The following is a 24,845-nucleotide window of genomic DNA, read 5'->3' as shown; positions in this document are numbered from 1 at the left end:
TCCGGGTGCGGGGCGGGCCGGGGGCACGTTGGCTGCCCCTGAGGCAGCACGGGCGTTTCCCGACCCTCGGCGGCGCAAGGGATGTACCGCCAACCGTGCCGCCGGAGGGCAGTCCACATGCGCAACTCATCGCCACTCCTCCGCTCGGGGCTGACCGTGGCCGCCGTCGCCGCGCTTCCGCTCGCCCTGACCGCCCAGGCCGCCACCGCGCAGTCCGGGATCTCGGTGAGCACCAGCGGCTCCACGGTCTCGGTCACCACCAGCGCGTGCAGCCAGACCAGCTCCAACGGCAGCTGGGGCACCGCCTCACTGCTCACCAGCAGCCAGGCGAACTTCGCCCAGGGCCGCCAGGTGGCACTGGCGGGCACGACCAGCCAGCAGTCCGCCGCCTGGTCCAACGTCAGCCCGGGCACGTACACCGTGATCGTGCAGTGCGCCTTCAACAACCAGACCGCGGGCACCCAGGCCGTCGTCGTCTCCGCGGCCTCCACGCCCACCGTCTCCGCCACGGCCTCGCCCTCACGCGGTGTCATGGGCGGCATCGGCGGCGCCGCCGAGGACTACGGCACACTGACGCTCGCCGCGGGCGGCGGTCTGGTGCTGGCCGGTGCCGGGGCCACGGTCTGGTTCCTGCGCCGCCGTTCGAAGCCGTACCGCCTCTGACGAGGGCCACCGGCCGCCGATTGGCTCTCGACCCCGCCCCGGCGCGCTGGGGAGACTGGCTGATCCATGCCGTCACCCCATGCCGTCCTCGCGGGAGTCGAGATGCAGATCGCCGTGGTCACCTTCGACGGGTTCAACGAACTCGACAGCTTCATCGCCTCCGCGATCGTCAACCGGTGCCGCAAGGACGGCCTGGAGGCGTTCCTCACGACGCCGACGCCGGTGGTCACGTCGATGAACGGTGTCGAGGTGACCGGGCAGCGCCCGATGGAGTTCGTGGCCGAGGCCGACGCGGTGCTGATCGGCAGCGGGGTCAGGACGCGGGACGTGGTCGCCGACGACCGGCTGATCTCCACGCTGCGGCTCGACCCCGAACGGCAGCTGATCGGCGCGCAGTGCTCCGGTGCGCTGGTGCTCGCTCGGCTCGGGCTGCTGGGGTCCATGCCGGCCTGCACGGACAAGAAGACCAGGCCGTTCGTGGAGGCCCGCGGGGTCACGGTGCTGGACGCGCCGTTCCACGCCGAGGGGAACATCGCCACGGCGGGCGGCTGTCTGGCGTCGCAGTACCTCGCCACCTGGGTGATCACCCGGCTGGCCGGTGAGGGCGCCGCGCGCGACGCCCTCGACTACGTGGCCCCGGTCGGCGAGAACGAGGAGACCGTGGAGCGCGCCCTGCGGGCGGTCACGCCGGTGGCAGCTCGCTGAACTCCTCCAGCGCGTGGGTGAGCCACCCCGTCCAGAAGGTCTCCAGGTCGATGCCGGCCCGCAGCACCAGGTGCCGCAGCCGGTCCTCCGGTTCGCCCTTGCCGGGCGGGAAGTCGCGCCGCTCGATCTCCTGGTACTCGGCCAGCTGCCGCCGGTGCAGGTCGAGATGGCGGCGCAGGTCGGCCTCGATGCCCTCGGTGCCGACCACGGCCGCCGCGCGCAGCCGCAGCAGCAGCGTGTCCCGCAGCGGCTTGGGGTCCTGGGACTCGCCGGTCCAGCGGGCCAGTTCGGCGCGGCCCGCGGGCAGGACCTCGTAGCTCTTCTTCTGCCCGCGGGCCGGCTGCTCGGAGGGGAGGGTGCGGATCAGCCCGTCGGCCTCCAGTTTTCCCAGCTCGCGATAGATCTGCTGATGTGTCGCGGACCAGAAGTACCCGATCGACTTGTCGAAGCGGCGGGTCAGCTCCAGGCCCGAGGACGGCTTTTCGAGCAGGGCGGTGAGGATCGCGTGCGGGAGGGACATGTCGTCATCCTAGGGACGCCGCTCAGAGCGCCGCCGCGACCTCCGTGCCCTGCTGGATGGCGCGCTTGGCGTCGAGTTCGGCGGCAACGTCGGCGCCGCCGATCAGATGGGCGCTGCGGCCCGCGGCCACCAGCTCCTCGTACAGGTCGCGGCGCGGCTCCTGGCCGGTGCACAGGACGATGGTGTCGACCGGCAGGACCGTGCTCTCCTCGCCGACGGTGACATGCAGTCCGGCGTCGTCGATCCGGTCGTAGCGCACGCCCGGGACCATGGTGACGCCGCGGTGCTTGAGCTCGGTGCGGTGGATCCAGCCGGTGGTCTTGCCGAGGCCCGCGCCGACCTTGGTGGTCTTGCGCTGGAGGAGGTGGACGGTGCGCGGCGGTTCGGGCCGCTCGGGCGCGCCGAGGCCGCCGGGGCCTTCGTAGTCCATGTCCACGCCCCAGTGCCGGAAGTACGTCTCGGGGTCCTCGTTGGCCTTGTCGCCGCCGTCGGTGAGGAATTCGGCGACGTCGAAGCCGATGCCTCCGGCGCCGAGGATCGCGACCCGCTCGCCGACCGGCGCCTTGTCGCGCAGCACGTCGAGATAGCCGACGACGCTCGGGTGGTCGACGCCGGGGATGTCCGGGGTGCGCGGGGTGACGCCGGTGGCGACGACGACCTCGTCGTAGCCGTCCAGGTCCGCTGCCGCGACCGGGGTGTTGAGGCGTACGTCCACGCCGCGGGCGTCGAGCTGGTGGCGGAAGTAGCGCAGTGTCTCGTCGAACTCCTGCTTGCCGGGGACCTGGCGGGCCACGTTGAGCTGGCCGCCGATCTCGCTCGCGGCGTCGAACAGGGTGACCTGGTGGCCGCGTTCGGCGGCCGAGACCGCGCAGGCGAGTCCGGCCGGGCCCGCGCCGACGACCGCGACGCGCTTGGCGAGCCGGGTCGGGGACAGCACCAGCTCGGTCTCGTGGCAGGCGCGCGGGTTCACCAGGCAGGAGGTGATCTTCAGGCTGAAGGTGTGGTCCAGGCAGGCCTGGTTGCAGCCGATGCAGGTGTTGATGGCCTCGGGGCGGCCCTCGGCGGCCTTGTTGACGAACTCGGGGTCGGCGAGCATCGGGCGGGCCATGGAGACCATGTCCGCGTACCCGTCGGCGAGCAACTCCTCGGCGAGTTCGGGGGTGTTGATGCGGTTGGTGGTGACGAGCGGGACCGACACCTCGCCCATCAGCCGCTTGGTCACCCAGGTGTAGGCGCCGCGCGGCACGGAGGTGGCGATGGTGGGGATGCGGGCCTCGTGCCAGCCGATGCCGCTGTTGATGATGGTGGCCCCGGCCTCCTCGACCGCCTTCGCGAGGGTGATCACCTCGTCCAGCGTGGAGCCGCCCGGGACCAGGTCCAGCATGGACAGCCGGTAGACGATGATGAAGTCCTCGCCGACGGCCTCGCGCACCCGGCGCACGATCTCCACCGGGAAGCGCATCCGGTTCTCGTACGAGCCGCCCCAGCGGTCGGTGCGGTGGTTGGTCTGGGCCACGATGAACTCGTTGATGAGGTAGCCCTCGGAGCCCATGATCTCCACGCCGTCGTAGCCGGCCTGCCGGGCGAGGCGGGCGGCGCAGGCGTAGTCCTCGATGGTCCGCTCGACGTCGGCGTCGGTGAGTTCGCGCGGCGGGAAGGGGCTGATCGGGGCCTGGATCGGGCTCGGCGCGACCAGGTCCTGGTGGTAGGCGTAGCGGCCGAAGTGCAGGATCTGCATCGCGATCCGGCCGCCCTCGGCGTGCACGGCGTCGGTGATGACCCGGTGCTGCTCGGCCTCGGCGTCGGTGGTGAGCTTGGCACCGCCCTCGTAGGGCCGCCCCTCGTCGTTGGGGGCGATGCCGCCGGTGACGATCAGGCCTACGCCGCCGCGTGCGCGTTCGGCGTAGAAGGCGGCCATGCGCTCGAAGCCGCGCTCGGCCTCCTCCAGGCCCACGTGCATGGAGCCCATGAGGACGCGGTTGGGCAGGGTGGTGAAGCCCAGGTCCAGCGGGCTCAGCAGGTGCGGGTAACGGCTCATCGGGCCCCTCCGTGCGCGGTGTCGTCCTCCCTGTTGTAGAGGACCGCGCACGGTTTATGCAACTAGTTGCACAACAGGAGAGACCCAGGTCACCGGCTTTCCAGTCGTACGTGCAGCTCACGCTCCTGATCGCCGGAGGCGGTGCTGAGGTCATGCACCGTGAACAGGTCGTACAGGGTGCTGCGGAAGCGGTCGATGGCCCAGTAGCCGCCCTGCACATCGGCCTCGACGGACGCGGCGAGCCGTCCGGCGGGGTGCATGCCCGGGTGGGGGTGGGAGACGTCGAAGGTGCCCAGCCACACCGTCGGCCGGGTCTCGTGCCACTCCTGCGGGACGTCGTCGGAGCACCGGTCCGAGGTGAAGGACGCGCACAGGGCGTCGAACACGATACGGGCGTCCTCCTTGCTGCATCCGCTGATCTCCACGGAGACGGATTCCGGGTGCAGTCGCTCACTGTCCATCGTGATCGCTCCTCTCAGGGCCGCGCCGCGGCACGGCGACGGGTTCCCCCGCGACACCGTGTCGCACCTCCCAGAAAACCACTACATTCCGGGATGTACAGCCCCGAGAGGAGCGCCGGGTCAGCTTCGGGTGAAGCGGTAGGTCTTGCTGTCGGTCAGGACGCAGAAGCCCGGAGACAGGACGATCACGCGCAGGGTGCCGGTACGGCGGTCGTAGTCGATGCCCTCGGTCTCGAAGGTGCCCGAGCAGCCGCTGCGCAGCGGGAGCTGGCGCAGGGCGGTGACCCGGCCGGTGACGTCGGAGGAGCCCGGCTCGGCGGACAGATCGATCTGGAGCAGCGGCTTGGTCATGCCGAAGAGGGTTCCGGCGGGGTCGTCCGAGGAGCACAGCAGGGTGGTCGGACCGGAGAAGTCGCAGCCCTGCACGTCCCGCACCGGGCGGTCGAGGCGGACATTGGAGGCCTGCGGCAGATTCGCCGAGGGCGAGGTGCTCGGGTTGACGCCCGGCGTCGGGAAGACCGGCAGGCGGTTCATGGTGCCCCACTCCCCCGCCAGCATCCACTGGCCGCCGGGCGAGACGGCAACCCAGGAGTTGTTCAGCGCCTCACCGCCGCTGAGCGTGTGCACGTACTCCGACCAGGCACCGCCCGGCGCCTGCACCCGGAACATCTTCGCGGTGCCGGAATCGGCCTGGTAGGGCTCGATGTAGTAGCCGTTGTAGGAGGCGTCCGGGTCGCCGACGTGGTTCCAGCCGCGGCTGGACACGCCGAACGGGATGGTGCCGATGCCGGTGTAGCGGTTGGGGCTGTTCGCCGGGACCTCGACGGAGGTCAGGCCCTGGCTCTCGGTCAGCGGGTCGGCGCGGTCGGAGCCGACCTCGGTCCAGGTGTCGGCGGCGAAGGCGGGCGGTGCGCCGGCCAGGACGGCGGCACTGGCGAGGGCGACGAGTCCGGTCAGCAGGGCATGACAACGTTGCCGGGCGCGCAAGGGCATGGGCCGACTCCTCGGTTGGGGGGTGGGGTGCGCGTACTGGGCGGTAGTCTGGCGCGCCCAGGTAGGCATGTACAGACCAATTGCGGAACGGCAGTGGTCGTCTTGATTGCGCTTCCCCGGACGTCCGCCCCCGTGTTGAGGGATGGTGGAGGTGAGCGGCGCGAGAGGTCGCGGAGACGGTTGAACGCGGTAGAACAAGGGGAGTCGGCACGGGGGACGGCGTGCCGCGCGAAAGGGCGAAGGCGGTGCGTGGGATGACTTCAGCCGGATCTCCCGTGGCCCGGGGCGACGGGCCGGTGACGGGCGGCGAGGCGCCGCCCGTGTCGGCACCGGTCGACTCGGTGCGCGGTCCCGTGCACCCCAGCGGACTGCTCGATGTGCTGGGCGTGGCCTCCGTGGTGCTGAACGCCGAGGGCCGGATCGTGCTGTGGAGCCCGCAGGCCGAGGAGCTCTTCGGCTACAGCGCGCAGGAGGCGCTGGGCCGCTCGGCCGTCCGGCTGATGATCCACGAACAGCACTTCGACCTGGTCGTCAAGCTCTTCGCCGATGTCATGGAGACCGGCGAGAGCTGGGCCGGGGCCTTCCCGATCCGGCACAAGGACGGCAGCACCCGGCTGGTGGAGTTCCGCAACCAACGGCTCCTGGATGACCAGGGGGATGTGTACGCGCTCGGCCTGGCCGCCGACCAGTCGACGGTGCGCCGTCTCGAACGGGACGTGGCGCTGTCCACCCGGGTGGTATCGCAGTCGCCGATCGGCATCGCCGTCCTGGACACCGAACTGCGGTACGTCTCCATCAACCCGTCCCTGGAGCGGATCAACGGCGTCCCCGCCGAGGAACATCTGGGCCGCACCGTCCCCGAAGTCCTGCCGGGACTGGACACGTCCGCCCTGGAGACCGCGGTGCGGCGGGTGCTGGAGACCGGGATGCCGCTGGTCGACCAGGCGACCATGGGACGCACCCCGGCCGATCCGGAGGAGGACCACGCCTGGTCGGTGTCGATGTACCGGCTGGAGGACGCGATCGGGACGGTACTGGGGGTGGCCTGCTCGGTCGTGGACATCACCGAGCAGCACCGGGCCCGGATCGAGGCGGAGGCCGCGCGCCGGCGCCTCGCCGTCATCGCCGACGCCTCCGCCCGGATCGGCACGACCCTCGAACTGGAGCGCACGGCGCACGAACTCGCCGATGTCGCCGTCCCGGAACTCGCCGACATCGCCGCCGTCGATCTGCTGGACGCGGTGGTGGAGGGCCGACGCAGCATCCTCGGTCCCGCGGAACCCGCCGTGATCCGCGCCCTGGCCGTCCAGGCCGAGGGGCCGTCGGAGGCGCTCGACGCCGCCGATCCGCCCGGGCAGATCGCCCGGTACGCGCCCGACCGGCTGGTCACCCAGTGCGTGCGCACCGGCAGTCCGGTCATGGTCGCCGAGGTCGAGCCCGCGGACCTGCCCCGCATCGCCCGTTCCGCCGAGGCGGCCGAGGCGCTGAGCCGCGCGGGCGTGCACTCCTATCTGGCGGTCCCGCTGATCGCGCGCGGTGAGGTGCTGGGCGCCCTGGATCTGAAGCGGATCTCCAACCCGCTGCCCTTCGGGGACGACGACCTGCTGCTGGCCCGGGAGTTGGCGGCCCGCGCGGCCGTGCAGATCGACAACGCCCGCTGGTACCAGAACGCCCGCGACACCGCCCTCACCCTCCAGCGCAGCCTGCTGCCCAGCCATCCGACGGTCACGGGCGGCCTGGAGGTCGCCTCGCGCTATCAGCCCGCGGGCGCCACCGCGGAGGTGGGCGGCGACTGGTTCGACGTCATCCCGCTGGACGGCGGCAAGACGGCGCTGGTCGTCGGCGATGTCATGGGCAGCGGCGTGGCCGCCGCCGCGACGATGGGCCGGCTGCGGACGGCGTCCAACACCCTGGCCTCCCTCGACCTCGATCCGGCGCGGCTGCTGGAGCACCTGGACCGGACGACCGAGGGCCTGGACCACTCCATCGCCACCTGTGTCTACGCCGTCCACGATCCGCATCTGCGGCAGTGCCGGATCGCCAACGCCGGGCATCTGCCGCCGGTCCGGGTCCGCGAGGGACACGCCCCGGAACTGCTCGAGCTGCCCACCGGGGCACCGCTGGGCGTGGGCGGGGTGGCCTTCTCCACCACGACCGTGGCGCTGGAGCCCGGCGACCGGCTGGTGTTCTACACCGACGGCCTGGTCGAGACCCGCCAACACCCGCTGGACGAACGCCTCGACGCCCTCCTGGATCTCCTCGACGGCCCCGACCGCCCGCTGGAGGAGGTCTGCGACCTCCTGCTGCGCACCCTGCACCAGCCCGACAACTCCGACGACGTCGCCCTGCTCATCGCGCGCGCCCTGGCGCCGGGTCAGGACATTCACAGCTAATCGTTACCGGCTTCTTACCGCTCTCCTCCGACAATCACAGCAAGGCGTGGCCCCGGACGGCCGGGCCGCCGTGGCCGAGGGAGCGAGCCATGACTCACGATCCGGACCAGGAACCCACCGCCGCCCCTGGGGAGGTCCTCGCGAACGGGCCGGACGGCGAGCGGCCGCGCGCACCGTGGCGACGACTGTCCAGCCGGACCCGCACCATCACCGCGGCGACCACCATCGCCGTCCTCGCCCTCGGCGGCACCGTCGCCTACGCCGCCGGCTCGGACGGCGGCGAAGGCTCTACGGCGCCCTCCGCGTCAGCATCGTCGGACGCCCCCGACCGGCCCGGTGAACGCCACCACCGCGGCCCGTGGTTCGGGCCGGGCGGGGCCGGTGTGCACGGCGAGTCCACGGTGCGGGACGGGGACGACGACGAGTGGATCGTCCGCGTCTGGCAGCGCGGCACCGTCCAGGAAGTCGACGGCGAGCAGGTCACCGTGCGCAGCGAGGACGGCGCCGAGTGGACCTGGACGGTCGAGGACGACACCAGGGTCCATCAGGACGGCGACTCCGACGGGCTGAAGGAGGGGGACGAGGTGTACCTGGCCGGTACCCGCTCCGACGACGGCGAGCGGACCGCCGACCACGTCCTCGCGGGCACCTGGGAGAAGCCGGACTTCGACGAGCGGCGCGACAGGCTGCCGTGGCGCGACGGCGATGACGGGCCACGGCACGCCCTGCCCTGGCACGACACGGCGGCCTGACCCGACGACACCGTCCCCTCACGAACCGCCTACCCCACCGTCCCCAACACGACCTGCGCGTACCGCTCTTCGCACACCACCGGACGCGGTGTCAGCCCGCCCCGGCGGAACGCGTCAACGGCGGCCGCTGTCTGCCGCTCACTCGTCTCGACCAGCAGACAGCCGCCCGGGGCCAGCCAGTTCCCGGCCTCGGCGGCGACCCGGCGCAGCAGGTCGAGTCCGTCGGCACCGCCGTCGAGCGCGGTCAGCGGTTCATGGTCGCGTGCCTCGGCGGGCAGGAGGGGGACCTCTCCGCTGGGCACATAGGGGACGTTGGCGGCGAGGATGTCGACCCGCCCACGCAGGGCCGCGGGCAGCGCCCGGAACAGGTCGCCCGTGTGCACCCGTCCACCATGGGCGGCGACGTTACGGCGGGCGCAGCGCACCGCGGCCGGGTCGATGTCCGCGGCGTGCAGTTCGACCTGGCCCAGCGCGGCGGCCAGGGCGGCGCCGACGGCGCCCGAGCCGCAGCACAGGTCCACCACCACGCAGGCGTCCGGGACTTGGGCGAGGGCCTGCTCGACGAGGAACTCGGTACGGCGGCGGGGCACGAACACGCCGGGTTCCACGGCGATCCGCAAGCCCCGGAACTCGGCCCAGCCGAGGACGAGTTCGAGGGGCCGACCGGCCGCGCGCCGGTCCACCATGGCGGCGAGCTCCGCCGGCGAGGCGGCGGCGGTCATCAGCAACCGCGCCTCGTCCTCGGCGAAGACACAGCCGGCGGCACGCAGCGCGTCCACGACGGCGTCACGGGAAAGAGAAGGGGAAGACAAAGGGGGGCCTTTCGCGATTCGAAGGGCGCTCCCACGGTCACCGACGACCGGCGACCGCACCGACTCGCGGGATGAGCACCCGACCTGACACAGCGGTAATGGGTCTCACCCCCTCGGCTCGACACGTCCGGGACGATCCACGAACGGGCGATCAGCGTACCCCAGTGATCCAGCCCCGCCCGGGAGTTGTACTCTGCAACCATGACCACAGGGGATGTTTCGGACACAGCCGTGGAGGTCATCCAGCGCGAGATGACGGCCTTCGCCCGCCGCGCCCGCGCCTCGGCGGGGCGTATGCACCCGGAGCTGTCGCTGGTGTCGTACACCCTGCTCGGGCATCTGGAGGAGAGCGGCGGCTGCCGGGCCACCGACCTGGCCGCGCACTACGCGCTGGACAAGTCGACCGTGAGCCGCCAGGTGGCCGTGCTGGAGCGGGATCAGCTGATCGCGCGGAGCCCGGACCCGGACGACCATCGGGTGCAGCTGCTGCATCTCACGGACACCGGGCGGCGGCTGCTCGCCCAGGTCACCGAGCGGCGGCGGGAGGTCGTACGGGAGCGGCTCGCGGACTGGGCGGAGGAGGACCTGGAGCGGTTCGCCGGGTATCTCGTGCGCTACAACGCCGGTTAGGCCGCCGGCTCCAGCAGGTCGTCCGGGATCCGGGTGCCGAGGAAGACGGTGCTGCGGCGCAGGCGGAAGCCCAGCGCCTCGTACAGGCGGATCGCGCCTGCGTTGTCGGCGCCGGTGTGCAGGAAGGGCGTCTCGCCGCGCTCCTGGATGCCGTGGGCCACGGCGCGCACCAGGCGTCCGGCAAGCCCCTGGCCGCGGACGGCGGGGTCGGTGCAGACCGCGCTGATCTCCGTCCAGCCGGGCGGCCGCAGCCGCTCCCCGGCCATGGCGACGAGGGCCCCGTCCTGGCGTATGCCCAGGTAGGTGCCCATTTCCAGAGTGCGGGGCAGGAACGGTCCCGGGCGGGTTCGGGCGACCAGGTCGAGCATCTCGGGCACATCGGCCGGACCGAGGCGGACCGCCTTCGGATCGGGCGCGCCGACCACGTCCTCGCCGACCAGCTGCACGCCCTCCACCCGGAAGAAGGTCTCCCAGCCCTCGGGTGTGCGGCCCTCGAACCCGATCAGCAGGGCCTCGCCGCCGGGACCGGCGAGCGCGGCGACGTCCGCCCAGTCCGCGGCGTCCGGCTCGTCGGGCAGGGCGACCCAGGGCGACACCTCGACGGGGTAGCGCAGGACGCGGCCGTGCCGCTCGGCGAACCGGGCGTGCGGGCCGGTCAGCGCGGCAAGCGCCGGATTGTCGAGCACTCGGTCGTACGCCTTGGACATGGGTTCCCTCACTCCTTCGCTGCCACAGAAGCCAAGCAAGATCGGCCCGTGGCTATTCCCCTCCGGTCGGACCAGTACCGTTGAATGCGCAACGTACTGATCACGGCCGTCGCGCACGGCGGTCTGGAGGCATCCCCCGCATGCACGTCACCCGAGGCTTCACCGGGCGCCCCCGCGTCCATAACCCCGGCCTGCCGCCGGGCCAGTACGACGCGGGCGACGACTGGCCCGTCCTGTCCGCCGAGGTCACCCCCGACCTGACGCCCGAGGCGTGGACGTTCCGCGTCGACGGCCTCGTCGCCGAGCCCCGCACCTGGACCTGGGACGAGGCCCACGCGCTGCCCGGGTCGGCGTACGAGGGTGACATCCACTGTGTGACGAGCTGGTCGAAGTTCGGGGTGCGGTTCGGGGGTGTCTCCCTGGACGCCTTCCTCGATGTGGTCCGGCCCCATGAGTCGGCCACCCATGTCGTGGCGTACTCGCACACCGGCTACACCACGAACCTCCCGCTCGCGGACCTGACCGGCGGTCGGGCGTGGATCGCCTGGGAGTACGACGGGAAGCCGCTGGCCCCGGAGCACGGTGGCCCGGCGCGGCTGCTGGTGCCGCATCTGTACTTCTGGAAGAGCGCGAAGTGGATCGCCGGTCTGCGGGTCCTGGACCACGACGAGCCGGGATTCTGGGAGCAGAACGGCTACCACGAGCGGGGCAACCCCTGGGAAGAGCAGCGGTACACCGGTGACTGAGACCTTCACTCCCCCGACCCGCTTCGCCGTGCCCGGCCGGATCGCGGTGAGCACGCAGACCGCGACGCTGTGGCAGACCGCCACCATCGCCGAGATCCGGCGCGAGACCCCGCACTCGGCCACCGTGCGGCTCGCGGTGCCCGCCTGGGCGGGGCATCTGCCGGGCCAGCACCTCATGCTCCGGCTGACCGCCGAGGACGGCTACGCGGCCCAGCGCCACTACTCGCTCGCGTCCGCGCCCGACGACTCCGGGCACATCGAGCTGACCCTCGACCATGTCGAGGGCGGCGAGGTCTCCGGCTGGTTCCACACCCGGGCCAGGACCGGCGACCGGGTCGAGGTGCGCGGCCCGCTGAGCGGCTTCTTCGCCTGGCCCGGGGACCGGCCCGCGCTGCTGATCGGCGCCGGATCCGGCGTCGTACCGCTGATGTCGATGCTCCGCCACCACCGCGCCCACGACCTGGACGTGCCGCTGCGGCTCCTGGTCTCCGCACGCAGCCCCGAGGAGCTGATCTACGCGCGGGAGTACGGCACGGAGACGACGCCGGTGTTCACGCGCAGCGCCCCGGAGGGTGTACCGGTCGGACGGATGTCGGCCGCGCATGTGGCGCCGCTGCTCGCCGCACAGCCACCCGGCGGCTGGGAGGCCTACGTCTGCGGCTCCAACGGCTTCGCCGAGCACGCCTCGCGGCTCCTCGTCGCCGCCGGGCAGCCGGTCGACCGGATCCGGATCGAGCGCTTCGGCTGACGCCCCGGGGCCGCGACAATGGTCCGACCACCGGAGACGGCTCGGCGCCGCCGCACCCGCAACCAGGGCACCGACCTGGCGAAAGGTCCGATCACTGACGTACCTTGTGATCATCGGCACGTCCTCTTCGCAAAGGCGGTCATCCATGGCCCTGTTCGACCTTCCGCTCGACGAACTGCGCGAGTACGTCAGTGAGTCCGTCGCTCCCGAGGACTTCGACTCGTTCTGGTCCAAGACCCTCCTGGAAGCCCGTGAGCACGACCTGGACGCCCGCTTCGAGCCGGTCGAGACGGGCCTGTCCACGGTGACGGTGTACGACGTGACGTTCGCCGGGTTCGGCGGGCACCCGGTGAAGGGGTGGCTGACGCTCCCCGCCGCGGCGGAGGAGCCGCTGCCGCTGGTGGTGGAGTTCATCGGCTACGGCGGCGGGCGCGGACTGCCGCACGAGCATCTGCTGTGGGCGTCCTCGGGGCGGGCGCACTTCGTGATGGACACCCGCGGCCAGGGCAGCGCCTGGGGCGCGGGCGGCGGTACGGCGGACCCGGTGGGCGGGGCGCCCGCGTACCCCGGGTTCATGACGCGCGGGATCGACGCGCCCGAGAACTACTACTACCGGCGGGTGTTCACGGACGCGGTACGAGCGGTGGAGGCGGCCCGTTCGCATCCGCTGACCGACGCCTCCCGCACGGTCGCGCTGGGTTCCAGCCAGGGTGGCGGGATCACGATCGCCGTCGGCGGCCTGGTACCGGACCTCGTGGCCGTCGCTCCGGACGTGCCGTTCCTGTGCGACTTCCCGCGCTCGACCACCATTACGGACCGTCACCCGTACCGCGAGATCGGCCTTTACCTCAAGACGCACCGCGGCCGCGGCGAGGACGCGCTGCGCACGCTCTCCTACTTCGACGGTGTCCACTTCGCCGCCCGCGGCCGGGCCCCGGCCCTGTTCTCGGCCGCCCTGGAGGACGGGACGTGCCCGCCCTCGACCGTCTTCGCGGCCTACAACGCCTGGGCTCACGAGGACAAGGCGATCGAGGTGTACGAGTTCAACGACCATGAGGGCGGCGGCCCTTACCACGCCGCGGCCAAGCTGCGCTGGCTGCGGTCGTACGCCTGACGAGGCCCCGGATGTACGGTGCTCGGCGGGCAGTTTCAGCCGAACCGGCCCGATACCCTTCCCTGGTGGTTTAGACCAATGCTAGATCTGGTGGCGCAATGAGTCGGCACGACTACGGCACGTCATCAACAGGAGGCGCGGCATGGCCCGCACCACCCCGCACGACCACCCGCTCACCGAGGGGCAGCCCCTCTACTGGCGCATCGCGACGCAGTTGCTCGACGAGCTGCGCGACGGGACGATCCCGCCCGGCGAACGCCTGCCGGGCGAACGGCACTTGGCGCGGCACTACGGGGTCAGCAGGGAGACCGTACGACAGGCCCTCGAAGTGCTGCGGCACGACGGCCTGGTCGCCACCGACCGGCGCGGCAGCCACGCCACGCTGCCCGGCCGGCCGGTGGAGAACCCCGCGGCGCTGACCTTCCCGGTCGGCGCCCGGGCGGCCGATCCGGGCGCCGTGGACCGGGCGACGGTCGCCTGGGAGGCCCCGCCGCCCGGCCACGCCCAGGCGCTGGGCCTCGCCCCGCACCGCCCGACCCTGGTGCACCGCTACGAGTCCGCGGGCGCCGACGGACAGGGCCGCCGTACGGCCGTGACGTCGTTCTCGGCCGTGGCGCTGGCCGAGGTCGAGGAGTTGGGCCGCTACCGGGAGCGCGCCGACGGGTCGACCTCGGCCCAGTTGCGCCGCGCCTACGACTGGATGCGCAAGGCGGGCCTGACCCTGCACCACAGAGACGCCATCACCCCGCTGGCGGGCGCCTCGTCGGTGCGGGTCACCCGGCGCGTGCACGACCAGTACGCCCGCCCCCTGGAGATCACGGAGCTGCTGGTGGACGCCAGACAGGACGCGCTGGTCTACGAGTTCACGGTCCCGGCGGCCGGCTGATCCTCCGCTCGCCGGGCGATCACCATCCGGACCCGGGGACTGCCGTCGCGGCGCTGCCCGAACTCGGGCAGCGCCGTCAACTCCACGGCCAGACCGGCCCGTTCCAGCTCCCGGCGCACCTCGCCGAGCCGGAAGGCGCGGTAGTACATGACGAACGGCGGGCGCCAGACGGCATTGCGCACCCGCATCACCGCGTCGAAGCCGAACAGCATCCAGTACGCCCAGGACGCGGGCCGCGGCGGGGCGACGACGGGGAAGACGAAGGCGCCGCCGGGCCGCAGGACGGAGTGCACCTGGGCGAACAGGCCCGGCAGTTCGCGCGGCAGGAAGTGCCCGAACGCCCCGAAGCTCACCACCAGGTCGAAGGCGGGGCCGAAGGGCAGGGCGCGGACATCGGCCCGCACGTAGGAGGCGCCGCGGGCACGCTCGCGCGCGACCCTGAGCATGCCGTCGCTGAAGTCGACCCCGGCGACCCGGCCCTGGCACACCCGTGTGAGGACGTGGATCCCGGCGCCCGTGCCGCAGCACAGATCGAGTCCGGCGCCGAAGGGGCCCATCCGTTCCAGTGCCGCGGCGACGGCGTCGAGCACCGAGTCCGGGGTGCGGAAGGGAGTGTGGTCGAACTTCGGGGCCAGCAGGTCGTAGCCGCGCTCGACGGACGACAGTGCCTGGACGGCGAGTTCGCGCAGGGAGGGGCCTTCGGGGCTGAACATCCGCGTCAGCTTAGAGGACGGGTCAGCCGAGGGGTGCCCGCTGCTCGACGACCGTGCGGACGCGTTCGCACCAGCGCAGGATCTCCCGCTCGTAGGCGAGACCGGCCTGGAGGGTGAGATACGGCCCCACGCGGTCCGTCTCCCGCAGGTACTCCTCCTCGGTGCGCCCGGCCAGGAGCCGGTCCCGGACCCGCTCGTAGCGGGCGAGTTTGCCCTGCGCCCAGGACATGCGCTCCTCGACGAGGGCGCGGGTCGCCGCCGGATCCGACTCGTCCAGGGCCTGGATCTTGATCAGCAGTTCGTCGCGCATCGCGGCGGGCCGCCGGACCGGCTCGACGGCGAAGGCGCGCAGTTCCTCGCGGCCGGTCTCGGTCAGCGTGAACATCCGCTTGTTGGGCCGGCGCTCCTGCTGCACCACCCGGGCCTGGACGAGTCCGTCCTGCGCCAGTCGCTCCAGCTCGCGGTAGAGCTGTTGCGGGGTCGCGGCCCAGAAGTTCGCGAGCGCCACGTCGAACAGCTTGGACAGCTCGTAACCCGAGGCCTCCCCCTCCAGGAGGGCGGCGAGAACGGCGTGCTTCAAAGACATATGGACACGCTAGCAGGATGTGATTAATCTCTTCCGCACCTACTCAACAAATTGACTATGACGAAGACTGTGGAGGCTGTGATGCGGGCTTTCCGTGAGGCCATCGAGAAGTGGGACCTCGACGCCGCCGAGGCGCTGCTGGCCGAGGACGTCGTCTTCACCAGCCCGGCCGTGTTCAAGCCGTACCCCGGCAAGGCGATGACGGCGGCGATCCTGCACGGGGTGGCGCGGGTCTTCGAGGACTTCCGGTACGTCCGCGAGATCAACGACGTGGGCGGCCGCGACCACGCGCTGGTCTTCAAGGCCCGGGTGGGCGACCGGGAGATCCAGGGCTGCGACTTCCTCCACGTCAACGACGACGGCCTGATCGACGAGTTCACGGTGATGGTCCGCCCGCTGTCGGCCGCGCAGGCGCTGGCGGCGGCCATGGGCGAGCAGTTCGACCGGATCGCGGAGGAGGCGCAGAAGCGTTCCGTGTGACTCGGCCCGTTCCGCGTCCGTTCGCGGTTGGATGTCCTCATGGGCATCGACGAGCACGCAGGGCTGATGCGGGCGAACCAGGCGAACTGGGACGCCCGCACCCCCGTCCACCTCGCCAGCCGCTTCTACGGGCTCGACCAGGATCTCGATCCCGCCCGCTGGTTCGCGCCCTTCGAGTGGACCGACCTGGGCGACCTGGCCGGACGTGATGTGCTGCACCTCCAGTGCCATCTCGGCACCGAGACGATCGCCCTCGCCCGGCGCGGGGCCCGCGCGGTCGGCCTGGACTTCTCCGCCGCCTCCGTCACGGCCGCGCGCGCCCTCGCCGAGAAGGCGGGCGCCGAGATCACCTACGTGCAGGCGAACGTGTACGACGCCGTGGCGGCCCTCGGACCGGAGCGGTTCGATGTCGTGTACACCGGCAAGGGCGCCCTGTGCTATCTGCCGGACCTGCCGCGCTGGGCCGGTGTGGTGGCCGAACTGCTGCGCCCCGGCGGGATGTTGTACCTCGTCGAGTTCCATCCGCTGCTCAACTCCCTCGGCCCGAAGCCCGCGCCGGGCGAGGGTCCCGAGCTGCTGCTCCGGCACGACTACCTGGGCGGCGGCGGTTCCGTGCACCGGGACGCGACCCACACCTACACCGACGGCCCGGCCGTCGAGGGCGCCACCGACAGCTTCGAGTGGATGCACGGAATAGGAGAGGTCGTCACCGCGTTGAGCGAGGCAGGACTGACCGTCCGGCGGCTCCGCGAAAGCGATGAGCTGCCCTGGCAGCGCTGGCCGCACATGGTTCGCAGCCCGTCCGGCTGGTGGCGTCTGCCCGAGCCGCGGATCCCCCTCCTGTACGGACTCCTCGCCACACGCTGAACCCGCGTGGTACGGTCCCACCAGCACTTGTGTACGCCCAGTCCTGGGCGCCGGTGCCAGTTCTCCTTCAGTCAGCCGGTTCTTCCCGGCTTTCTCTCCACCTCGTGACCTGCGGTTCCGCCGTACCCCGAGGTGTTGTTCCCGCCGCCCGAAGGCGCTCTGTCCGCCTCGTCTCCGCGGCCTTCCCCTCCTTGCGCATGTCCCATGCCGTACGTCCGTGAAAGGACCCACTCCCATGACCACCACACTCGAACCCCCAGTCCAGAACTCCGTGCCCGCGACCGTCATCGGTGTGCTCGACATCGACGCGAGCGGCAAGGGGCACCTGCGGGCCGCGGACAGCCTGCTGCCCACCTCCTCCGACCTCCAGGTCCCCGCCGCCCTGATCCGCCGCCACGGCCTGCGCAAGGGCGACCTCGTCGAAGGCGTACGAGGCGACCGGCGGACCCTGACCGAGATCGCCCGCGTCAACAGCCGCGCCCCCGAGCGCGACCGGCGCCGGTTCGGCGATCTGACACCCCTTCACCCGAGTGAGCGGATCCGCCTCGAACACCCGGCGGCCGGCCTGACCGGACGCGTGACCGACCTGCTCGCCCCCGTCGGCAAGGGCCAGCGCGGGCTGATCGTGGCCCCGCCCAAGACCGGCAAGACCGTACTGCTCCAGCAGATCGCCGCCGCGGTCGCCGGCAACCACCCCGAGTGCCGCCTCATGGTGGTGCTGCTCGACGAACGCCCCGAGGAAGTCACCGAGATGCGGCGCTCCGTGCGCGGCGAGGTGTACGCCTCGACGTTCGACCGGGCGCCCAAGCAGCACATCGCGCTCGCCGAACTCGTCATCGAACGGGCCAAGCGGCTCGTCGAGGCGGGCGAGGACGTGGTGATCCTGCTCGACTCGCTGACCCGGCTGTGCCGGGCCCACAACAACGCGGCCGCCGCGGGTGGCCGCACCCTCAGCGGCGGTGTCGACGCCTCCGCGCTCATCGGCCCCAAGCGGTTCTTCGGCGCCGCGCGGGCCGCCGAGGAGGGCGGCTCGCTCACGATCCTCGCCACCGCCCTGGTGGAGACCGGCTCCCGCGCCGACGACTTCTTCTTCGAGGAGCTCAAGAGCACCGGCAACATGGAGCTCCGCCTGAGCCGCGAAATGGCCTCCCGCCGCGTCTTCCCGGCCATCGACATCAACCCCTCCGGCACCCGCCGCGAGGAACTGCTCCTGGCCGCCCCCGAGTTGACCGCCGTACAGGGCCTGCGCCGGGTCCTCCAGGGCAAGGACGGCCTGGAGACCCTGCTGGAGCGCATGCGCGAGACACCGGACAACGCGACGTTCCTACGCCGGATCCAGCCGACACTGCCGAAGGACGCTTGATCGCGTCGGCCTGCTGCGGCATCCGGGTGCTCGCGGGCGACGCTCCGTCAGGGGAGCGTGGTGTGCCGCCGAGCTGTTTCTACGTTGATCATATGACGATCAGATTCTCTTCCCGGGTGGCCGTGTCGACCTGCGTGCTCTGTGTGGCGGGGCTGCTGGCGCTCGGGCCCGCCGCGGTGGCCGGTGAGGGTGGCGCGGAGTCCGGCGGGCCGGAGCGGGCGCGTGCGGCGGCCGGGCCGTTGCCGTCGCTGCTGGGCCGCTCCGGTACGCAGGTGCGGCCGCGGGCCGGGGCGCCCCGGGTGCCGCGGGTCTCCGCGCTGTCGTGGGTGGTCGCCGACGCCGACACCGGCGAGGTGCTCGCCGCGAAGGACGCGCACCGCAGACTGCCGCCCGCGAGCACCCTCAAGACGCTGTTCGCCCTGACCGTGCTGCCCGTCCTGCCTGGCGGGATCCGGCACACGGTCGACGAGGAGGAGCTGTCGGACATCGGTCCGGGCAGCAGCCTGGTCGGCGTCGCCGAGGGCCACTCCTACCGGGTGTCCGATCTGTGGAACGGGGTGTTCCTCAACTCCGGCAACGACGCCGTGCACGTCCTCGCCCACCTCAACGGCGGCTGGCGCACTACGGCCGCGCGGATGCAGGCCAAGGCGCGTGCCCTCGGCGCCCGCGACACGCGCGTGCTGTCCCCGGACGGGTACGACACCCCGGGCCAGGTCTCCTCGGCGTACGACCTCGCCGTGTTCGGCCGGGCGGGGCTGCGCAGCAAGGAGTTCGCGCGGTACTGCGGCACGGTCGAGACCAGGTTCCCGGGACGCGGCGGATCGTCGTATGCAATCCGCAACACCAACCGGCTGCTGACCGGCGCCGACGGGGTGGAGCCGTATCCCGGCCTGATCGGCGTCAAGAACGGCTACACCAGCAAAGCGGGTCACACCTTGGTCAGCGCCGCCCGCAAGGGCGACCGGACCCTTGTCGTCACGGTGATGAACCCGCAGTACGGCGGTGGCCTCACCGTCTACGAGGAGGCTCGGGAGCTGCTGGACTGGGGGTTCGAGGCGGCCGGGCGGGTCGATCCCGTGGGTTCGCTGGACGAGCTGCGGGCCAAGCCGCGTCCCGGCCCGGAGCCGGTGTCCGCGGCCGTGGCGAGGCCGGTGGAGGAGGGTCCTGGCTGGGCGGAGGCCGGGATGGTCGCGGGCGCCGCCGGCTTCGGCGCCGGTGCCGTCGCGGTGACGACACGCTCCAGGAAGGGCCGTCCGGCGGAGAGTTGACCGACCGGCAGCCACAGCAGCAGACCGAGCGTGATCCAGACGTAGGCGTTGGAGCCGAGGAAGCCGTCGATGCCGGAGGCGTCGTCGAACCACAGCCACACCACGCTCGTGCACAGCACCGCGTACAGGGCGCCCGCGATCCGCGGGTGCCCGGCGCGGACCAGCACCACGAACGACGGCAGCAGCCACACCAGATGGTGCACCCAGGTGATGGGGCTGACCAGACAGGCCGCGAGTCCGGTCAGGGCGAAGGCCGCGATCCACTCCCCCGCGGCGACCGCCCGGCTCGCCCGCCATGCCCAGACGCAGAGCACCAGCAGCACGATGATCGCCCAGACCGGACGCCCGTGTTCGCCGAGCCGGGCCAGGACGCCCTGCACGGACTGGTTCGAGACGTAGTCCAGACGGCCCACCCGGGTCGTGTCCCACAGGGCCCGCGTCCAGTAGAACCGGGACGCGTCCGGGGTCACCCAGGCCGCGAAGGCGGTGGCACCGGCGGCCACGACGGTCGCGACCCCGGCCGCGCGCCACTTGCGGGACAGCAGGAGCAGCCCGATGAAGAGCGCGGGCGTCAGCTTGATCGCGGCCGCCAGGCCGATCCCGATTCCCGCCCAGCGTTCCCGGCCGGTGGCCAGCAGCCAGGCGTCCGTCAGGACCAGGGCGAGCAGCAGAACGTTCACCTGGCCGAAGCTGAAGGTGTCGCGCAGCGGCTCGAACAGGGCGAGCGCGCAAGCGGTGAGAGCGCAGCCGAACCAACCGTAGCGCCGCCAGTCCCGTCCGACGAGGATGCGCAGGACGACGCCCAGGGCGGCCAGGTTGAGCAGCAGGGCGACGACGATGGCGGCGGGCAGGTTCAGCAGGGCCATGGGGAGCATGGCGACGGCGGCGAACGGCGGGTAGGTGAAGCCGTACGTCGTGCCGGGGACCAGGTAGTCGTAGATCCGGCCGCCGTGGTGCACCCAGCTGTCCACGGTGCCGTGGTAGACGCGCAGGTCGAACCAGTCGCGCAGCAACGGCACGGTCGCGGTGAACGCGGTCACGGCGGCCAGCAGGACGAACACCAGGAGCAGTCGTCCCTGGTCGGTGCGGGGCAGTCTCATGCGGTACGCCCCCAAGCCGGCGCCAGCTCCGCCTGGTGGGCCTGCCACAGCACGACCACCGCCAGTACCCCGCCGGAGACCGCGAGCACCAGTTGCCCCACATCCGCCGGGCCCCCGCTGGGCAGGGTGGCGAGCGCCAGGACGCCCGTCACGGCCGCCACCCGGTGCCGCACCGAGGTGCTGGGCGCCGCGGCGGCGATGAGGAACAGGCCCCACAGCGCGTACCAGGGGCGGATCGCGGGGCCGAAGGCGGCCACGGCGGCGAGGCTCAGGCCGAGCGCGTACACCGGGCGCGGCCTGAGCCGCAGCCATATGACGGCGACTGCGACCACGGCGGCGACGACACCGACGGCGTGCCAGGCCGGTACCGCGAAGGGCGCCAGGTCGCTGCCGAGCCCCTCCAGCAGCGCACGGGTGGCCCGGCCGAGGAGGCTGGTGAGCGCCCAGTTGTGCGGGGAGACCGGGGTGTTGAGGGCGCCTATCCAGCCGTAGCCGGTGCCGGCGACGGCGGTCGCGGTGACCGTGGTGGCTGCGGCCGCGGCCGTGGTCGTCAGGACGGCGCGAGCCGGTGGCCGGCCCGCCCGCATATGGAGGACGACCACCGCGGCCAGGCCGAGTATCGCGGGCGCCTTGACCAGCGCGGCGAGCGTGACGAGTACGGCGCCCAGGACCGGCCACCGGCCGAGCGCGGCGACCAGACCGAGACCGAGCAGACCGAGCATCACGGCGTCGTTGTGGGCGCCCGCGACCAGGTGCAACAGGACCAGCGGGTTGAGGGCGCCGAGCCAGAGCGCGGCGGCCGGGTCGGCGCCGCTGTGCCGGGCGAGCCGGGGCAGGGCGGCCGCCATCAGGGCGACCCCGAGCAGCGCGACGAGCCGCATCCCGAGCAGGCCCGCGGGGAGTTCGCCGCTGGTGAGCGCGGAGAGGCCGGAGGCCAGGGCGAGGAAGACCGGCCCGTACGGCGCCCCGGTGTGCTGCCAGAGCGGGGCGACCTCCTCGGCGAGCGGCCCGCCGAGGTGGGACGGGCCGTAGGCGTAGACGTCGATGTGGGCGTCCACCATGGCGCCTTGCGCAAGGTAGCTGTAGACGTCCCGGCTGAACAGCGGCGGCGCGAGCAGCAGCGGGGCGGCCCAGACGGCGAGCGTGACGAGCAGCGCCCGGGGTGCCGGCGGCTCGGCGGTGAGCAGCAGGCGGCCCAGCAGCGCCCAGGCCGCTATCAGCAGGACGACGCCGAAGTACACGCCGATCAGGCCGAGGGCGGCCTCGGCGGAGGACGGGGCGAGGAGGTCCCGGACGGGGAGCGCTCCTGCGGTTCCGCCACCGGCCGCGAGAACGGCGGTACCGGCCAGTCCGAGCACCTGGCAGCGGCGGAGATCGACGGGAAAAGCCATGGCCAACACTCGGTCAGCGTGTCAACGCCGGGTGGCCGGAAATCGACGCGGGGACCTCCGGCGGGAAGCCGAGGCATGTCCGGTGCGTGGCTGATCCCGGAGGAGGCCGGTCGCGGCCCGGATACCTCCTGATTTCAAGGGAGTTGCACAGGTGTTCTAGGCTGGCCGCCGACCCGAGGAGGCGGCACATGGCCGAAGTCGTGGATCTCGTCTGCTACCCCGTCAAGGGATGCGGGGGTACGTCGTTGAGCGACGCGCTGCTCACCGAGGCAGGGCTCGTGCACGACCGGACCTTCATGGTCACCGGTGAGGACGGGGTCTACCGCACCCAGCGCCGCCATCCCCGCCTCGCCCTGATCCGGCCCACGGTGAGCGCGGACGGCACCGGCCTCCGGCTCGACGCGGACGGCACGACGGTGAGCATCGACGTCACCGCCGAGGCCCCGCGCCGTGCCGTCGATCTGTTCGGCGACGCCTTCCAGGGGATCGACCAGGGCGACGAGGTCGCCGACTGGCTGTCGGAGGTACTCGGCTCGCCCAGCCGTCTGGTCCGGGTGCCGCCGGAGCACGGCCGGATCGCCGACGGCTGGATCCCCGGCCCCTCCGGCTACGCCGACAGCAGCGCCGTACACCTGCTGTCCCGCGCCTCGCTCGCGCACCTGGACCGACGGATGGCCGAACACGGGGCCCCGCCCCTGCCGATGAGCCGGTTCCGCCCCAACATCGTCGTCGACGGCACCGACTGGGCGGCCGAGCCGCACGGCGAGGACCGGGCGCGCCGCGTGCGGATCGGCGGGACGGAACTGGGCTACGCCAAGCTCGCGGTGCGCTGCGCGGTCACGCTGGTCGACCAGGAGGCCGGGGCCCGCAGCGGGAAGGAACCGCTGCGGACGCTTGCCGGGTACCGGCGCGCGGCGAGCGGAGGCGTGGTGTTCGGCACCAAGTTCTCCGTGCTGCGACCGGGGAAGCTGTCCGTCGGCGACCAGGTCGTCGTGGACGAGTGGGGCGACTCCGAACGGTAGCCGTCGGACGCTGAGCACCAACGCCGAACGGCAGGTATCAGACGAAGCGCGAACTCGGCACCGGCCCCGCGGAGGACAGGTGGGCGCGGTCCCCCTGGAGCCAGCTGCCGCGGATCGCCGTGACGAACTCCGTGAGCCGCTCGTCCGGGTCGGCCGGGGTCTCGTCGTCACCCTCGTCCGGTGTGGGGTCGGCACCGACGATGTCCGCGGCGATCTCGGCCTCGGGCCGGTCGTCCGGGGCCGAGCGCTCGACGCCGCCGCCGTCCGACTGACGCAGGACGCCCGCCCAGGGCGCCGTCGCCGACTGGTGGAGCAGGGTGATGCTGTCGGCGGTGACGGCCGGGGCGTCGGTCCAGCAGCTCGCGTGCTCGTGCAGCACCTGGCCGGGCGCCCGCTCGAAGAGGTCACCGATGATCTCGGGGTCCACGTCGTTCAGGTCGTACGCCACGACCACGGTGTCCGCCCGCTCGGCCGCGAAGGGCAGCGCCGGAAGTCCGAGCACCTCGGCCGCGGCGAGGCCCAGGACGCGGCTGCCACGGTCGGGCAGCAGGGACACCGACGTAGGCCGCGCCCCGGCCGCCGCCAGCACCGACTTCAGCCGCAGCAGTCCGCGCAGACACTGGTCGTGGTTGTCCTGGAGCCAGGCGTACCGGCCCGTCATGCCCGCGCCGAAGCCGTACGGGGACAGGGTGCCGAGGACGGTGCCGCCCAGGACGTACTGCCAGCCCCGCAGATCGGTGAGGTCCAGCGGGCCGGCCTGGTCCGCCTCCGCCGCCCGCGCCAGCATGCGGGCCTGGCGCGCCTGCGCCCCGAGCCACTGCGGGTCGTCCGGGTCGGGCAGCAGCGCGTGCTGACGGCGGGCCAGCGCAAGGTCGCCCGCCATGAGGGCGTTGTAGACCAGCAGATAGCGGTCCGGCCAGTCGGCGAGCTCGCTCTCGTGCGCGCTCAACACCTCCACGGCTTCCCCGTGCCGCCCCTCGCGCTCGTACGCGGAGACGAGTTCAAGCAGCACCGTCTTGGAACCGGACACCTGGCGCAGCGCCTCCCGCAGGGCGGGGATCGCCAGATAGGCGACGCCGCGCTCCACGCAGGCGAACCCGTAGTCGTACTGCTCCTGGGCCTGTTCGGGCCGAGCGGCCAGCGCCTCGGCGGCCTGCCGGAGGTCGTCGAACCCGGCGGCACCGGCCGCCCGGCCCACCACCAGCGCCGTCTCACCCAACGGCAGACTGTCGGTCCCGGACCGCAGCAGCCGCAGGGCACCGGGTATGTCTCCGGAGTCCAGGGACTCCCATGCCTTGAGAAGTTCGGGGGACTTGGGGCGACGGGGCTTGCGCGAGAACATGGGGGCGATCTTCCCTGGTGACCGCGGACGGCCTCAACCGCATTAATCGGCAGGGCCACATCAGACTTGAGTACGCGTACTCAGGACACGCCCGGGCCCCGCGGTGAAGCTGTGTCCATGACCACGACCCCAGCACCGCGAGCCGGCCGTCCGCACCCCGCGGCCGATGTGTTTCTCGCGCTCGCCCTGCTGGTGGCGGACGGCGTGGCCGCGTTGGTCGCGTGCCTGTTCGGGCTCGACGCGGCCGGGTACACGTTGCTCGGCCCCGACGCCGGTACGTCCGTCAGCTTCACCCCGTTCGCCATAGGTCTCGGCGTCGTGGGCGGCCTCGTGGTGGGGACGGCGTGGCTGGCTCACCGCAACCGGGCCCCTGTCACCGCCGCCCTGCAACTCCTGGCCGGGCTGGTGCTGTTGCTGATCGCCGGTCTTGGGCAGCTTCAGCAGTACGACGAGGACCATCCGCCCGCGCCCGAGCCGGGGTACAGCGGGCCCCAGTCACAGTGTCTGTCGGGTGGGGACAACAGCGAGTGTCACGGGTCGTGAGC

Annotated in this window: 25 protein-coding genes and 1 pseudogene; 15 read left to right on the top strand and 11 right to left on the bottom strand. The window is 72.4% G+C overall.

The genetic code is table 11. The features are described from left to right. Window positions 1–117 precede the first annotated feature (117 nt). Window positions 118–663, top strand: a complete 546-nt coding sequence (locus BN159_RS40055) for a hypothetical protein (protein WP_015662787.1) — start codon at window positions 118–120, stop codon at window positions 661–663. Window positions 664–765: 102 nt separating this feature from the next. Continuing rightward, window positions 766–1,368, top strand: coding sequence for a DJ-1/PfpI family protein (locus BN159_RS40050; protein WP_015662786.1), 603 nt, complete (start codon window positions 766–768; stop codon window positions 1,366–1,368). Here the strand turns inward: BN159_RS40050 and BN159_RS40045 are convergent. The 4 genes from BN159_RS40045 to BN159_RS40030 form a co-directional block, all read right to left on the bottom strand. Then, the gene (locus BN159_RS40045) at window positions 1,346–1,888 is read right to left on the bottom strand and encodes a PadR family transcriptional regulator (protein WP_015662785.1); all 543 of its coding nucleotides are present in this window, start codon (window positions 1,886–1,888) and stop codon (window positions 1,346–1,348) included. The genes BN159_RS40050 and BN159_RS40045 overlap by 23 nt on opposite strands. A 22-nt stretch (window positions 1,889–1,910) precedes the next feature. Beyond that, window positions 1,911–3,926, bottom strand: coding sequence for an NADPH-dependent 2,4-dienoyl-CoA reductase (locus BN159_RS40040; RefSeq protein ID WP_015662784.1), 2,016 nt, complete (start codon window positions 3,924–3,926; stop codon window positions 1,911–1,913). 89 nt (window positions 3,927–4,015) lie between these two features. Further along, window positions 4,016–4,387, bottom strand: a complete 372-nt coding sequence (locus BN159_RS40035) for a hypothetical protein (protein ID WP_015662783.1) — start codon at window positions 4,385–4,387, stop codon at window positions 4,016–4,018. A gap of 120 nt (window positions 4,388–4,507) precedes the next feature. Next, entirely contained in the window at window positions 4,508–5,380 is an 873-nt protein-coding gene (locus BN159_RS40030) for a hypothetical protein (RefSeq protein ID WP_015662782.1), read from the bottom strand. Window positions 5,381–5,634: 254 nt separating this feature from the next. Here BN159_RS40030 and BN159_RS40025 point away from each other — a divergent pair, with 254 nt between their 5' ends. Then, window positions 5,635–7,773, top strand: a complete 2,139-nt coding sequence (locus tag BN159_RS40025) for a SpoIIE family protein phosphatase (RefSeq protein ID WP_015662781.1) — start codon at window positions 5,635–5,637, stop codon at window positions 7,771–7,773. Between the two features lie 89 nt (window positions 7,774–7,862). After that, complete coding sequence (locus BN159_RS40020) at window positions 7,863–8,525, top strand: DUF5666 domain-containing protein (protein ID WP_015662780.1); 663 nt, start codon at window positions 7,863–7,865, stop codon at window positions 8,523–8,525. 29 nt (window positions 8,526–8,554) lie between these two features. Here BN159_RS40020 and BN159_RS40015 read toward each other — a convergent pair whose 3' ends face one another. Further along, window positions 8,555–9,304 (bottom strand): putative protein N(5)-glutamine methyltransferase, encoded by a 750-nt coding sequence (locus BN159_RS40015; RefSeq protein WP_015662779.1) that lies wholly within the window; start codon window positions 9,302–9,304, stop codon window positions 8,555–8,557. 234 nt (window positions 9,305–9,538) lie between these two features. On the opposite strand from BN159_RS40015, the gene BN159_RS40010 reads away from it, so the two are divergent. Then, entirely contained in the window at window positions 9,539–9,967 is a 429-nt protein-coding gene (locus tag BN159_RS40010) for a MarR family winged helix-turn-helix transcriptional regulator (RefSeq protein WP_041820489.1), read from the top strand. Here BN159_RS40010 and BN159_RS40005 read toward each other — a convergent pair. Continuing rightward, window positions 9,964–10,674 (bottom strand): GNAT family N-acetyltransferase, encoded by a 711-nt coding sequence (locus tag BN159_RS40005; protein ID WP_015662777.1) that lies wholly within the window; start codon window positions 10,672–10,674, stop codon window positions 9,964–9,966. The genes BN159_RS40010 and BN159_RS40005 overlap by 4 nt on opposite strands. A gap of 140 nt (window positions 10,675–10,814) precedes the next feature. Between BN159_RS40005 and BN159_RS40000 the strand changes: the two genes are divergently transcribed. From BN159_RS40000 to BN159_RS39985, 4 genes are all read left to right on the top strand, one after another. Then, a complete protein-coding gene (locus BN159_RS40000; RefSeq protein WP_015662776.1) occupies window positions 10,815–11,420 on the top strand; it encodes a sulfite oxidase-like oxidoreductase in 606 nt (201 codons plus the stop codon). Further along, window positions 11,413–12,168, top strand: a complete 756-nt coding sequence (locus BN159_RS39995) for a ferredoxin reductase (protein WP_015662775.1) — start codon at window positions 11,413–11,415, stop codon at window positions 12,166–12,168. Before BN159_RS40000 ends, BN159_RS39995 begins: the two co-directional genes overlap by 8 nt. Before the next feature lie 145 nt (window positions 12,169–12,313). Further along, window positions 12,314–13,282: an acetylxylan esterase gene (locus BN159_RS39990; protein WP_015662774.1), complete on the top strand. Its 969-nt coding sequence runs from the start codon at window positions 12,314–12,316 to the stop codon at window positions 13,280–13,282. 142 nt (window positions 13,283–13,424) lie between these two features. Continuing rightward, entirely contained in the window at window positions 13,425–14,168 is a 744-nt protein-coding gene (locus BN159_RS39985; protein ID WP_015662773.1) for a GntR family transcriptional regulator, read from the top strand. On the opposite strand, the gene BN159_RS39980 is transcribed toward BN159_RS39985, so the two are convergent. Continuing rightward, entirely contained in the window at window positions 14,138–14,881 is a 744-nt protein-coding gene (locus BN159_RS39980) for a class I SAM-dependent methyltransferase (protein ID WP_015662772.1), read from the bottom strand. The two genes, BN159_RS39985 and BN159_RS39980, sit on opposite strands and share 31 nt — an antisense overlap. Before the next feature lie 22 nt (window positions 14,882–14,903). Beyond that, a complete protein-coding gene (locus BN159_RS39975; protein WP_015662771.1) occupies window positions 14,904–15,467 on the bottom strand; it encodes a PadR family transcriptional regulator in 564 nt (187 codons plus the stop codon). An 81-nt stretch (window positions 15,468–15,548) separates the two neighbouring features. Between BN159_RS39975 and BN159_RS39970 the strand changes: the two genes are divergently transcribed. The 4 genes and pseudogenes from BN159_RS39970 to BN159_RS44485 all read left to right on the top strand — a co-directional run. Next, window positions 15,549–15,947 (top strand): nuclear transport factor 2 family protein, encoded by a 399-nt coding sequence (locus tag BN159_RS39970; protein WP_015662770.1) that lies wholly within the window; start codon window positions 15,549–15,551, stop codon window positions 15,945–15,947. A gap of 39 nt (window positions 15,948–15,986) precedes the next feature. Further along, window positions 15,987–16,814 carry a class I SAM-dependent methyltransferase gene (locus BN159_RS39965; protein WP_015662769.1) on the top strand — a complete coding sequence of 276 codons (828 nt, stop codon included), beginning with the start codon at window positions 15,987–15,989 and terminating at the stop codon, window positions 16,812–16,814. Between the two features lie 235 nt (window positions 16,815–17,049). Further along, window positions 17,050–18,177, top strand: coding sequence for a transcription termination factor Rho (gene rho, locus BN159_RS39960; protein WP_015662768.1), 1,128 nt, complete (start codon window positions 17,050–17,052; stop codon window positions 18,175–18,177). Between the two features lie 92 nt (window positions 18,178–18,269). Beyond that, window positions 18,270–19,154: pseudogene (locus tag BN159_RS44485) on the top strand (D-alanyl-D-alanine carboxypeptidase family protein); the annotation flags it as partial. Window positions 19,155–19,192: 38 nt separating this feature from the next. Here BN159_RS44485 and BN159_RS47605 read toward each other — a convergent pair. Further along, window positions 19,193–20,545 (bottom strand): glycosyltransferase 87 family protein, encoded by a 1,353-nt coding sequence (locus BN159_RS47605; protein WP_015662766.1) that lies wholly within the window; start codon window positions 20,543–20,545, stop codon window positions 19,193–19,195. After that, window positions 20,542–21,936: a polyprenol phosphomannose-dependent alpha 1,6 mannosyltransferase MptB gene (gene mptB, locus BN159_RS39940; RefSeq protein ID WP_015662765.1), complete on the bottom strand. Its 1,395-nt coding sequence runs from the start codon at window positions 21,934–21,936 to the stop codon at window positions 20,542–20,544. Before mptB ends, BN159_RS47605 begins: the two co-directional genes overlap by 4 nt. A gap of 188 nt (window positions 21,937–22,124) precedes the next feature. Between mptB and BN159_RS39935 the strand changes: the two genes are divergently transcribed. Further along, complete coding sequence (locus BN159_RS39935; protein WP_015662764.1) at window positions 22,125–22,958, top strand: MOSC domain-containing protein; 834 nt, start codon at window positions 22,125–22,127, stop codon at window positions 22,956–22,958. A 37-nt stretch (window positions 22,959–22,995) separates the two neighbouring features. On the opposite strand, the gene BN159_RS39930 is transcribed toward BN159_RS39935, so the two are convergent. Continuing rightward, window positions 22,996–24,300, bottom strand: a complete 1,305-nt coding sequence (locus BN159_RS39930; RefSeq protein ID WP_015662763.1) for a tetratricopeptide repeat protein — start codon at window positions 24,298–24,300, stop codon at window positions 22,996–22,998. A 117-nt stretch (window positions 24,301–24,417) separates the two neighbouring features. Here BN159_RS39930 and BN159_RS39925 point away from each other — a divergent pair, with 117 nt between their 5' ends. Next, window positions 24,418–24,843 carry a DUF6234 family protein gene (locus BN159_RS39925; RefSeq protein ID WP_015662762.1) on the top strand — a complete coding sequence of 142 codons (426 nt, stop codon included), beginning with the start codon at window positions 24,418–24,420 and terminating at the stop codon, window positions 24,841–24,843. The last annotated feature ends 2 nt before the right edge of the window (window positions 24,844–24,845 follow it).

Source organism: Streptomyces davaonensis JCM 4913 (assembly GCF_000349325.1).
In the GTDB taxonomy this organism is placed as follows: Bacteria; Actinomycetota; Actinomycetes; order Streptomycetales; family Streptomycetaceae; genus Streptomyces; species Streptomyces davaonensis.
This window is presented reverse-complemented; position numbering and strand designations above follow the sequence as displayed.